Annotated in this window: 12 protein-coding genes and 1 pseudogene; 6 read left to right on the top strand and 7 right to left on the bottom strand. The window is 41.3% G+C overall.

Annotated features, from left to right (window positions below; all coding sequences use genetic code 11):
• Window positions 1-76: 76 nt before the first annotated feature.
• A complete protein-coding gene (locus BVH02_RS19700) occupies window positions 77-340 on the top strand; it encodes a helix-turn-helix domain-containing protein (protein ID WP_086503185.1) in 264 nt (87 codons plus the stop codon).
• 233 nt (window positions 341-573) lie between these two features.
• Here BVH02_RS19700 and BVH02_RS21830 read toward each other — a convergent pair whose 3' ends face one another.
• The 6 genes and pseudogenes from BVH02_RS21830 to BVH02_RS19670 form a co-directional block, all read right to left on the bottom strand.
• Window positions 574-717, bottom strand: coding sequence for a transposase domain-containing protein (locus tag BVH02_RS21830; RefSeq protein WP_223271927.1), 144 nt, complete (start codon window positions 715-717; stop codon window positions 574-576).
• An 84-nt stretch (window positions 718-801) separates the two neighbouring features.
• Window positions 802-1,241: pseudogene (locus BVH02_RS21915) on the bottom strand (IS66 family transposase); the annotation flags it as partial.
• Window positions 1,133-2,083 (bottom strand): IS66 family transposase, encoded by a 951-nt coding sequence (locus tag BVH02_RS21590; protein ID WP_262481347.1) that lies wholly within the window; start codon window positions 2,081-2,083, stop codon window positions 1,133-1,135. The gene BVH02_RS21590 and the pseudogene BVH02_RS21915, both read right to left, overlap by 109 nt.
• Window positions 2,084-2,157: 74 nt before the next feature.
• Complete coding sequence (gene tnpB / locus BVH02_RS19680) at window positions 2,158-2,472, bottom strand: IS66 family insertion sequence element accessory protein TnpB (RefSeq protein WP_223271926.1); 315 nt, start codon at window positions 2,470-2,472, stop codon at window positions 2,158-2,160.
• A gap of 32 nt (window positions 2,473-2,504) precedes the next feature.
• Window positions 2,505-2,798, bottom strand: a complete 294-nt coding sequence (gene tnpA / locus BVH02_RS19675) for an IS66 family insertion sequence element accessory protein TnpA (protein ID WP_086503181.1) — start codon at window positions 2,796-2,798, stop codon at window positions 2,505-2,507.
• A 381-nt stretch (window positions 2,799-3,179) separates the two neighbouring features.
• Window positions 3,180-4,190: a LacI family DNA-binding transcriptional regulator gene (locus BVH02_RS19670; protein WP_086503180.1), complete on the bottom strand. Its 1,011-nt coding sequence runs from the start codon at window positions 4,188-4,190 to the stop codon at window positions 3,180-3,182.
• Between the two features lie 154 nt (window positions 4,191-4,344).
• On the opposite strand from BVH02_RS19670, the gene BVH02_RS19665 reads away from it, so the two are divergent.
• The 3 genes from BVH02_RS19665 to BVH02_RS19655 all read left to right on the top strand — a co-directional run bounded on the left by BVH02_RS19665 (window position 4,345) and on the right by BVH02_RS19655 (window position 8,175).
• Window positions 4,345-5,787 (top strand): mannitol dehydrogenase family protein, encoded by a 1,443-nt coding sequence (locus BVH02_RS19665; RefSeq protein ID WP_086503179.1) that lies wholly within the window; start codon window positions 4,345-4,347, stop codon window positions 5,785-5,787.
• Between the two features lie 24 nt (window positions 5,788-5,811).
• On the top strand, window positions 5,812-7,134 hold the full coding sequence (locus BVH02_RS19660; protein ID WP_086503178.1) for an MFS transporter: 1,323 nt from the start codon (window positions 5,812-5,814) through the stop codon (window positions 7,132-7,134).
• A gap of 96 nt (window positions 7,135-7,230) precedes the next feature.
• The gene (locus BVH02_RS19655; RefSeq protein ID WP_205635762.1) at window positions 7,231-8,175 is read left to right on the top strand and encodes a carbohydrate kinase family protein; all 945 of its coding nucleotides are present in this window, start codon (window positions 7,231-7,233) and stop codon (window positions 8,173-8,175) included.
• Window positions 8,176-8,322: 147 nt separating this feature from the next.
• Here BVH02_RS19655 and BVH02_RS19650 read toward each other — a convergent pair whose 3' ends face one another.
• Entirely contained in the window at window positions 8,323-9,789 is a 1,467-nt protein-coding gene (locus BVH02_RS19650; RefSeq protein WP_223271925.1) for a sulfatase family protein, read from the bottom strand.
• 331 nt (window positions 9,790-10,120) lie between these two features.
• Between BVH02_RS19650 and BVH02_RS19645 the strand changes: the two genes are divergently transcribed.
• Both BVH02_RS19645 and BVH02_RS19640 read left to right on the top strand, forming a co-directional pair.
• A complete protein-coding gene (locus BVH02_RS19645; RefSeq protein WP_086503176.1) occupies window positions 10,121-10,621 on the top strand; it encodes a hypothetical protein in 501 nt (166 codons plus the stop codon).
• A 175-nt stretch (window positions 10,622-10,796) separates the two neighbouring features.
• Window positions 10,797-11,867: an efflux RND transporter periplasmic adaptor subunit gene (locus BVH02_RS19640; RefSeq protein ID WP_223271924.1), complete on the top strand. Its 1,071-nt coding sequence runs from the start codon at window positions 10,797-10,799 to the stop codon at window positions 11,865-11,867.
• Window positions 11,868-11,891: the final 24 nt, after the last annotated feature.

Genomic DNA, 11,891 nt, shown 5'->3' with positions numbered 1-11,891 from the left:
ATTAAATATTTAAAAGACTATACCGCTTTTACTAATATTAAGTAACTTTTTACTAACCTATAAATTCTTTTGACCAATGGAAATAGGCCATCATTTAAAGAAAGGCAGAGAATCTAAACGATTAAGCCAACATGAAGTATCCGAGCTTTTGGGCATATCACAAAAGACACTTTCTAATATAGAGAGTAACAAATCCCAGCCATCTGTTGCACAACTTGCTGCGATGGGGAAAATTTATGAATTGGATGTCCTAAAATTATTAGCCGAAAACGGAATACATTTATCCCCTCCCCCCCCCCCCGCAATCTACCTCAAGCTGAAAAAGAATTGTAAAATTTAAAGAATGCTCAGGAGAGAAATATCAGGAAATAACCCTTTAAGATCTTAAGAAATGGCAGACTGGTTATGATCCTAAATCAAATCACTTCGCCACATCACTAACTTAACCAGGTTTTAGCAACTCAGAAAGGCCTCTAATCCTCTTTGAGAATATCAATATGCCTTCTATTGGCAAGCATATAAAGCCGTACTTCGTATCCATCCGAGGAACCCATATGTTTCGGGTTAGGAATTTCAGAGAATCGGTTTGGGCCTGTGCTGCTGCCAGTTTGAGGGCAGAAGTTGGTATAGGTCTTTTTGCTTATGGCTCTGGATTCTTTCAAACACATTCCTAAGCCATTCAAATTCATTGATCCTGTTCTTTTTGCAGCTGGCCATAAAGGAGTACATTCCTGCTGCCATCTCAGCTGCCTGATGTGATCCTGCGAACAAAAATGCCTTTCTCCCCACCGCAAGGGGGCGTACCGCATTTTCTATCAGATTATTGTCATCTCCATCTGGCCATGGAGCTCGTACGCACTCAGTCCCGCCCATCTGGGTAGTGTGTAATCAATAGCTTTTCCCATTGGACTTTGGGGTCTGTATCGGTATTGGTTCTCCTTGAGCCATTTCTCCAGTCGTTCCAGAACTGGACGTGCGTCTTTCTTTCTTTCCTCTGTCCGTTTCTCCCAACCCAGTTCCTGTTCTCTCATCCGCTGTTCCAGGGCATACAGCAACTGCATTTCATCCAGGACATAGTTGGCCTGCTTCTCATCATTGACGAAGTAGCGTCTTGCATGGGCCATACAGTAAGTCAGCAGGATATCCGGATGGTTCCCGTAAAGTGATTCATATACTTTATAGCCATCGGTCTGGAGAATCCCCTTAATTCCGGCAAGCATTTCCCCGGGACCGGAACTGTCCCGGCCTTTTCGGTAGTCAAACAGGACAAGCCTGTCCACAGGAGCATGGTATAGCCACATCTATCCCTGGTGGATGCCGTTTTATGATCCCTGTCCAGCACCTTTATCGGACTTTCATCTGCCTGCAGGTATTTTTGTGAGTGGACCATCAGGCGGAGCAGCTCCCAGAGTGGCCTGAGTTGTTCCCATCCTCCCATCAGCCAGTCCGATGCGCTGGAAGCGGGAATACGGACCCCCATTTTACTGTATTTGTCAATCTGCCGGTGCAGCGGCATCCCGTAAACGTATTTGTCAACAGTGAGCTGGGCGATGACCGATTCGGAAGGGATACCCTTTTCGATGACCCGGTCAGGAAGCATACCTATCAGGATACCTTCGCCGTTTGGTCTAGCATACTTTGGGCGTACATACCGTTTTACATAGAAAAAAGCCGGCTCGATTTCCAATACCTCGGTTACTTCCTCGCCGATCTTTGTGCAGCCTTCGGTGGATTCAGACGGCTCAATGAAAATCTCTTTCCGGGTCAGCTCTTCGGGCAGGCTCATACGGCCGGTTCCTTTGGCCCGTTTCTTCGGGGCTGGCTTCTGCTGGTCCACCGAGCAGGACAGCTCTTCCTGTACTGACTGGGTCACACCGAGTTCAAAAAGACCCATCTGGTTGTCCCCTGTATTGCCGTTGCGTTTCTCGCTTTTAAACCCGAAAATATACCTGCGGAGTTTATCCAGCTCAAAACCCAGATTGGCGATCACATGGTCTTTTTCAGCAAGAAGCCCTTCTTTTTCGGACAGCACCAACAAGGTCTCTTCATACAGTTTCTTGTAGTCCGTCTCCTTGTTTTCCATGACCTAAATATAGGTAAAAAAGTGCCTTAATAAGTATTTAAAGACACTTTTTACCTAAAATAAACAGACTATTTTCAGCCTCTTTTTAAGGGGTCATAGCGCTTTCTGTAGCTCACCGAAACCAGCCTTACCCCCTGTAACAGCAGGCTGAGCTGACTGCTTGTGACAGCGTTTCCCGACAGTGCAGGACGTTCAAAAGTCCCCTGTTCAAGCTTTTTGATGTACATGGCAAAACCGTCCCGGCCCCACTGCAGAAAGCGGATCTGGTTGGATCGCTTGCCGATAAAAACAAATACGTCTCCGTTCATCGGGTCAAAACCAAGTTTATTGCGGACAAGCCCGGCAAGCGAGTTGATCCCAAAACGCATGTCAGTTGGCTCATGGTACATGAAGTACCTCACAGAGCTGGACAGGGCCAGCATCAGCCCACCAGCTCACGGACAGTTACCACGTCCACAACCCCAAACAGTTCCACACTGATTCCGGAGGGATAGCTGATCCTGGCGACAGGAATTGCCGTGATATGATCCATCGGAATAATCGAAAACGGGGAAGGGGAAGCTGTAGTGACCGAATCGGTGTCAAACTTCTTATACCAATAATAGAAGGTTGCTTTCGGGATGCCCACGGATGCAGCAAAGGCTGTCTTGCTCTTACCTGATTCCTGCCATTTACAATACAGGGAATAATACGCTTCGTTGGATGTCTTTTTCATCCTGCAACATTATATATTCAGGATCCCTATATCAATCTGGGGTTCCTCGGATGGATACCGTACTTCTTAGAATTAGGTGTTTGTAATATGGTAAGTTTGAAGTCTATCTCTAGATACTAAATCAAAAAATTCACCTTGGATTCTACCTTATAATTATATCGACGTAAATCCCTCAAACTTATTTCACAAAAGAACTTCTTACTACACCAGCGTTAAATTATGTCCTAAAGAGATTTAAACAACCTAGCTAAAAGCTTTAAATCCTCCTCAAAATGGTTCGACTTCTGTATCGCCAGCTCCACAACAACCAATTTAAAACACCTGTAGATCGATGATTTACAGGTGTTTTTTTTACGTGAATTTGTAATGGCTATTTAGGAATTAAAGGCTGGATGAGGAACGTATTTTTAGCTCAGCTTTTAAAAAAATATCCCTACAATCTATATCAGAATTTTTAATTTTTTCTAGTATCAATCGAGCTGCTTCCTCTCCCATTTGCTCCAAAGGAGGTTCCACACTACTTAATTGTGGGTAGACCATAGTAGCCAGCTCAGTTCCAGAAAAACTTCCCATAGAAACTTCATTAGGGATTTTTACACCATTCTCCAGCAGGTAATTCATAGCCCCAATAGCTAAGGTATCTGTGAATGCAAAAATCCCATCAAAGTCAATTTTTTGATCCATCAACGTCTTTATCGCCTTTTTACCATCCTCAAAACCTAAGCCTTCAACTTCTATAATCAGGGCTGGATCATAAATACCATGCTTATCCATAACCTCTTCATATCCTTTGGCTCTATCTTGAGAGTTTCTAAGTGAAGGCGGTCCCATGATATGTACTATTTTTTTTCTCCCCTGATCTACCAAATGTTCCATCATATCCGAAGCATAGAAAAAATTATCTATTAGCACCTTAGATACGTTCAGACTTTCATTAGGCGTTCGATCAAAAAACACCAAGGGAATACCTTGATCTATCAATTGCTGGTAGATGTCATGATTTTTACTTTCATCACAGAGGTTAATTATAATTCCATCCACGTTAAACTCTTCAAGAAGCAGCAGATTTTCTCGCTCTCGTTGCGGATCTTCATCGCACACAGTGACTATCACTCTATAGCCCAAAGGATAGAGAACCTCCTGTACGCCACGTAAAACTTTTGATGAAAACGGAGTGACCATTTCCGGCACCACAAAACCTATATTTTTGGACTGGCCGTATTTTAAACTGGCCGCTGCAGAATTGCGCTTGTACCCAAGTTCTTTTGCTGCGGCTAGCACTTTCTTTTTCGTTTCCCAATGAATGTTTTTATCATTTAGCAAAGCTCTCGACACCGTAGAAGTGGAGAGCAATAGGTGCTTTGCTAAATCTTTCACTGTTATCCTTTTCATAAAATTGCACTGGTGTAACTCAAAAATAGTAAAAATTCTTGCGCTGGGAACGCTCCCATAAAATTGGGAGCGTTCCCATAATATTTTTTACAGAAAAAAAGTGCCAAGCATAATGGTAAAACCTTATGTTTGAAATAGTTAATCAACTGTAAAAATGGAATCAAAGAACAATAAGCAAACCCAAAATGACTCCTCCACCAGTATTTTACATATAGGTGTTGGCAACTTTCACAGAGCTCATCAGGCATTTTACACACAGTTACTTCTAGAAAATGGGGGCTCCCCAAATTGGGCCATCTGTGGAGTAGGCATGTTACCTTCTGACGAAGTTCTTTTTGAAAAACTTCACGCACAGCAACTACAATACACACTTACTGTTTGTGGTAGAAACGGAGTAAATGAAACTCATACGATCAATTCTATTAAAGAATTGATCCTGGCGTTTAAGCATCCAGAACTCGTTCTAAATAAAATCGCTGACGCTTCTACCAAAATCATTTCCCTGACTATCACGGAAGGTGGATATAACTTGGATAAAACTACCAATGAATTTATCCTCGACAATCCTCAGATTGTTTATGATTTAGAAAATCCATCTACTCCAAAAACGGTCTTTGGATTCATAGCCGAAGGACTTCGCCGACGAAGAGCCAACGGAGCTGGAGGAATCTCCATCCTTTCCTGCGACAACCTTCAACACAACGGAAACACTGCAAAAGCTGCTTTTATGGCGTTTATTGCAGCGCAAGACAAGGAGCTTAGTACCTGGGTAGAAGTCAATGTGACTTTCCCTAACAGTATGGTGGATAGAATCACGCCTGCTACCACTCCTGAAGATGTAGAGCGACTGAACAAATCCAGTGCGTTCCATGATGAAGCGCCCGTTTACTGCGAAGACTTCATCCAATGGGTGATTGAAGATGATTTTATTGCAGGAAGACCAGACTGGGAAACCGTCGGAGTACAGTTTACGGATGATGTAACGGCATATGAGAATATGAAGCTTAGCTTATTAAATGCTTCTCATACCTTACTCTCCTACCCGTCCTTTCTAATTGGCTATAGAAAAGTAGATGAAGCCATGGCAGACGAGGATATTGTGAGTTTTGTCCGTGAATTCATGGATATAGATATCACACCAAATGTCCCAGCACCAGAAGGGATTGATCTCGAAGAATACAAGCAAACACTGGTAGAGCGATTTGCCAATAAAGCCGTAAGCGATCAGTTGAGCCGCTTGTGCTATGACGGAATTTCCAAATTCCCAGTATATATCATGCCTAACTTGGCCAAAATGATATCCAATCAGCAAGATCTGTCTCGGGTGGCATTTTTATTTGCCAACTACAGACATTACCTAAAATATCAAAAAGATGATAAAAAGATTGAGTTTGATTATGCAGAGCCATGGCTAACTGCTGCAGACAAGGAGTTGATAGCAAGTAAAGACCCACTTAGTTTCTTAGGCCTATCGGCTTTCAAAAGTGTACCACTTATCGATCATAATGAGTTCACCACATCCTACCAGAAGTATGTGGATAGCATTCAAAACGATGGGACTCGAATTGCTCTAAAAGCTATTCTTTCCAAGCCTTAGTATTAACTCTCCCTTCAAAACATTATGACAACAAAAACCCAAAATCGTCTTCTCCCTTTTGTAATTGTAACATTCATTTATTTCATAGTAGGCTTTCTTACTACGGTGAACGAGCAACTACAGGCTCCGCTGAAATTTACATTTCTCTCTGATGCGGGAAGTTTAAAGAACACATTAACCACGATGATTTCCTTTTTCTTCTTTCTAGGATATCTGGTCAATGGCACTGTAGCCAGCAAATGGGTCAACAAACATGGGTACAAAGCCACCATAATTCGAGGACTTCTATTTATGATTTCCGGACTATCTATGTATTTCATATCCTCCATGGTAGGAGATCGATTCCCTGACTTAGGAATTGATTTTTCAGATGTCTTTATACCCTACGGTTTTATCATATTCATCATCGGGTCTTTTCTGATGGGAACTTCAGCAGCGATCATCCAAGTGGTGGTCAATCCATACGTTGCTTCTTACGAATTGGGCGGAACATTACCCGTGCAGCGATTGAACATTACCACTGCCATTAACTCCATTGGTACTACGACAGCGCCATTCTTTGTCACGCTTGTCATGTTTAGTGGTGTTTCTATTCTAGACGTCCAAATAAGCCAGTTGCTTTTACCCATAGGATTACTGATCCTGAGTGTATTAGTAGTTACGTTGATCACAAAGAATCTTCACTTACCAGATATTGCAAACACGAGAGCAGCTGATGGTGAAAAACTCACGCGAAAACTCTGGTCGTTTAGACATTTTGCGCTGGGAGTCGTGGCTATTTTCTTTTATGTAGGAACAGAAGTGGCCATCGGAGCGAATATTAATTTGCATGCCTTCGAACTAGCTGACACGGGCAATCCAATGTCATTTTTCGGCAAAACAGATATCATAATTGGCGGAATGGACCTCGGTATTCACGCCTTGCTTTCTACATTATACTGGGGCGGCTTCTTTATTGGAAGAGGCATCTCTAGCTTTTTCACAAACATATCAGCAAGAACGCAGCTAACTGTAACTACATCACTATCCGCAGTGCTGGCCATCATTGCGATGATTACTCAAAACCTTTGGTTTTTAGTTGCAATAGGCTTACTACACTCTACCATGTGGAGTTGCATTTATTCTCTTTCTATCAAGGGCTTAAAAAAATACACTTCCAAAGCATCAGGTGTCTTTATCTCCGCTGTTTTCGGTGGAGCTGTGTTTACCCTACTTCAGGGTGGTCTTGCCGATGTTTTTGGCTCCTGGAGATGGACATGGACTATCACAGTCGTTTGTGAATTGCTTATGCTTTTCTATGCTTTATTTGGTTCTCGCATTAGAGAAAAAGACATGGTTGATATTTAATTTCCCTTTTCCTCTCTCAATACCTAACAGGACATGCCAGTAGAAAGTAGAAGCTACTGGCGTCGTCCTAGAATTATTCTGCACTCCCGCCCAATAATGACCTTAAGTAAAATGATCAACAAGAAAATTAAAGTAGCATGCTTCGGTGAAGTCCTGTGGGACAGGTTCATGGATGGAAATAAAAGAGCTGGCGGCGCACCTTTCAATGTTGCTTATCACCTTTCCAAAATGGGAGTTGAAGCCTATATGATCAGTAGCGTTGGAGACGATAGCTTAGGCGCTGAACTGTTAGAGAAAATCAAAAACTGGAATATCTCTACCGCTGGGATCCAAGTCTCGACTCAGTACCCAACTAGTGAAGTGTTGGCTACTTTGGATGAAAACAACGAAGCTCAATATGAAATAGTAGAAGGTGTAGCTTGGGACTATATTGATTTCCTACCAAGCGACAATCAAAATATATCCATGATGGATGCTCTGGTTTTTGGTTCTTTGGCTGCAAGAAACAAAGTCTCCCGAAACACGCTATTTGAGCTTGTGGAGGCAAGCACTTATAATATTTTTGACATTAATCTAAGGCCTCCACATGTTGATGTAACTCAAATCAAACAGCTTCTTCACAAAACGCAGTTGGCCAAATTCAACAAGGCAGAACTGCGCTTGATCTTAGATTTTTTGGGCAAATCCTACCAAGATGAAGTAGATAGTATTCGTTTTATCCAAGACACATTTGGGATCATGGAAGTGATCGTGTCTAAAGGCAGCAAAGGCGCTCTTTACGTTTGTAAAGATGCTATTCACAATTACCCAACTATTCCTATTACGGTAAAAGATACTGTAGGCAGTGGTGATAGCTTCTTGGCTGGATTTATTTCAAAGCGATTAGAAAAGAACTCTACTGCCCAGGAAATAATGAGTAATGCAGTTTCATTAGGGGCATTTATTACCGCTCAGCAAGGAGCTTGTCCAGACTATTCATTAACAGATTTCTTGTCGTTCAGTAAAAAAAATCAGGTATATCCTATTGAGTTGGACTATTAAGCTCAGGCTTGCATTCGTCAAATTGATCACCATACAAGATTTAGGTGTATATAAACCAAAAGGAAAAGCTCCGGTATCACATATACCGGAGCTTTCATTATAATTTCACATTTTAAGCACGATTAGACTTGACGTCATTTCTATAACTCAATAATCCTCCCCAGCCTCACTTCGCTTTACTGAAGCATTCCAATCTTCCCAGTACTTAACCATTTCCTCGAGCTTTCTAGGATCCTTCTTGGCTAAATCAATAGTTTCTCCCGGGTCATTTTTGATATGATACAACTCAAATTCCGAGTTGGGTCCTTTTCTATAAATCTTATAATCTTCCTCAATCAAAGCCGATTGTGACTCAAAATTAAAAGCCAAAGGCTGCTCTCTTTGGGTCTGATTCCCATATATAAAAGGGAATAGATCAACTCCGTCATAAGGCCGGTTATATGGCTGAATATCCACTCCCAATAAGTTAGCTATCGTTGGGAAATAATCAGAGGTATAACTCGGAGCAGTAATTTTTGTACCCGGAGCTATCTTGCCCTTCCACTCTACGATACCCGGCACTCGAATCCCTCCTTCGTACAAACTTCTCTTTCTTCCTTTCAGACCTTTGGTCAGGCCCTGAGTACGACCAGTTACAGATTTGCCCTCTGGGCCATTGTCACTTGTATAAAACAAAATTGTATTTTCTGCTACTCCCAGTTCTTCCAGCTTATCTCTCAACCTACCTACCTGCAGATCCAAAGCGGACATTACACCATAATAATTTTGCTGATCCTCAGACAGGTTAGCATATGGCTTCTTATATTCTTCGCCAGATAACACGGGCAAATGTGGGGTGTGAAACCAGATGATCGTTAAAAATGGCTTTTTTTGATTGACTGAATTTTCAATAAAAGGAATCGCCCGATCCATAATGACACGGGAATCATCGCCCTCCAGATTGTCAGTTACTATCTCGCCTGGGCCTGTCCAATAAAAAGTCTGAAACGACTCTCCTTCTACCAATTTATCACCCACATCTTCCGCTGATTTAGGAGGAGTTATCATCGGATTCCAAGTAGGAACTTTTGACTCCGTCACAAAACTCACATCGAAGCCATTGTCCCAAGGTGGCGCATAATCACCGTCAAATTTTGCTCGACCTCCTCGGTTCGCGTCCAAGGTATCACGAGTCAAAGTTCCTAAGTGCCATTTTCCAAAATGTCCTGTAGCATAGCCTTTTTCTTTAACCAATTCAGCCAAGGTTATTTCTTCTTGCTTGATATGCCCGCAGTTGGCAGTACAAATCCCATATCGAAGAGGGTGCCTTCCTGTCATTACACTTCCACGGGTAGGGGAACAAACTGGTGCTGCGGCATAAAAACGTTCAAAAATTGCTCCGCTAGCTGCCATCTTATCCAGATTGGGAGTAAGAAGATTTGGGTGACCATTGTAACCTGTATCTCCCCAACCTTGATCATCTGCCATAATCAGAATAATATTAGGAGGGCTTTCTCTATTTTCCTGCTGGTGTAAATCTGATTTGGGAGAACTTTTACAACTTCCTAAAAGTGAGCCACACCCAATCAGCAGCAGTCCTGACAGCGCGGTAATTCCTATATATTTTCTTAACACAAGACTATTTTTTGAAAAATCTAAAAACACAATTTGAATCAACATTTCAAAACTCTTTGAAGAAAATGATCTGAAACCCCCTTCAAAAATCTCCTTGCAGAAAACTTTTTCTAAAACAGAAAATATGTACCGGAAATCATAGAGACAAAACCCTCTCACCTGCTCTATTAAAGGTTATTCTCATTTTATTAAAAGATAGACCAAAGAATGGAACTCGTCATTTCACTGAATTTTTTCAAGGAAAGCTACTTTTCAATATGATATATATTCCAAGAGTTCCATCTTTCTCTACTAAACCAAAATCCTCATTTCTAGTTACTAGAAGCATGAAATGAAATATTTTCAACAAAACAGCCTTATCATTGAGAATATTTACTCAAAAGCATTTGAATATCAGAAATTCCTTACTTACGTTTGTACTCTAATGGCAAATTATTTAGTCAGGTTTCTAGTATCGCTAAGTATCCTCATATCGAGTGGATATAGTGCTGTATACGCCAATCAGGCCAATGAAAATGCTAAAGATGAATATGGAAGTCTCTTTGCGAATAGCATAGGGGTCAATAATTCTAGCCAGCACCCACTAACTTTTTCTGCTGCAAATGATCATGGAAATGATATTTTCATTGTCAATAATTCCAAAGTTGAAGAGGAAGACGATGATTTTGTAAGTAGCAATGTTTTAGACTTTCAGTACTTCAGTGCGCTGCAATTCACTCAAGTTTTCGTATTTCTATCAAATGATCTATCCGAAGACTTGCCTTTTAGCAAGTTTACTCCCAATACACCAACACTTCGTTTACACGTATTATTTCAAGTTTTTAGGCTGTAATACCTTTTTTTGAGGCAAATCTCACTTTTGCCAATACTCCTTCAATTTAATTCCTGCTCTTAACACATTAGCAAAATGCTAATGGAGCTTCGGCGTATTTCTTATACCCCATCCCAAAATCATCTGGAAAACAGTTTCGTTTAGAAAAAATCAACTTATGAAAAATCGAATTTTCATGCTCATCAGCCTGTGCGGCACACTTTGGATTGCAAGCTGTACCACACACGGAGAAGAGTATAAAGAGGCAGAAACCACATTTCTGGTTACCAGCCCTCTTATTATGGATACATTAATCACGAAAGATTATGTCTCCCAAATACATTCCATCCAACACATAGAGCTGCGCGCTCAGGAAAGAGGCTACCTACAGAAAATCTATGTAGATGAAGGTCAACTCGTCAAAAAAGGCCAGCTTTTATTCAAAATTATGCCCAACCTATATCAAGCTGAGCAGCAAAGTGCAAAAGCAGAAGTAGATTTTGCAGAGATAGAATACCAAAACACAAAAACACTCGCAGATAGAAATATAGTGGCGCCTAATGAGTTGGCAATGGCGAAGGCAAAGCTTTCTAAGGCTCAAGCTGAACTTGCGTTAGCAGAAGTCCATTTGGCATTCACTGAGATCAGAGCTCCATTTGATGGGATAATTGGTCGATTTCGTGTGAGAGAAGGAAGCTTGCTGGATGAAGGTGAATTATTATCTGAGTTTTCAGACAATAGCAAAATGTGGGTTTATTATAACGTCCCAGAAGCTGAATATTTAGAATACAAAGCAGAGGTAAAGAGCCAAGAGAATGTAATTGTGCATCTTTTGATGGCAAACAATAAGTACTTCGCTTATCAAGGCATAGTAGAAACTATAGAAGCTGATTTCAACAATGAGACAGGAAACATAGCCTTCAGAGCCACCTTCCCAAATCCTGATGGCCTTTTAAGACATGGAGAAACCGGCAATATTGAAATGCGCATTCCCCTTATTGATGCCCTTTTGATTCCTCAAAAAACAACCTTCGAAGTACTTGACAAAAAGTATGTCTATGTGATTGATTCGGAAAATAAAATTCGTTCTAGAGAAATCACTATCGCAGCAGAAATCCCACATATCTATATTATTTCAGCAGGTCTAGAGAAAACAGATAAAATACTTCTTGAAGGTCTCCGTCTGGTAAGAGAAAACGAAGAAATACACTTCGATTTCGTGCAGCCTCACACAGCATTGTCTCAGTTATCCTTATATGCAGAGTAGTTCATCTCTCATTAAAACCAGCAG

It is taken from the genome of Algoriphagus ratkowskyi, from assembly GCF_002150505.1.
Lineage (GTDB): Bacteria > Bacteroidota > Bacteroidia > Cytophagales > Cyclobacteriaceae > Algoriphagus > Algoriphagus ratkowskyi.
This window is presented reverse-complemented; position numbering and strand designations above follow the sequence as displayed.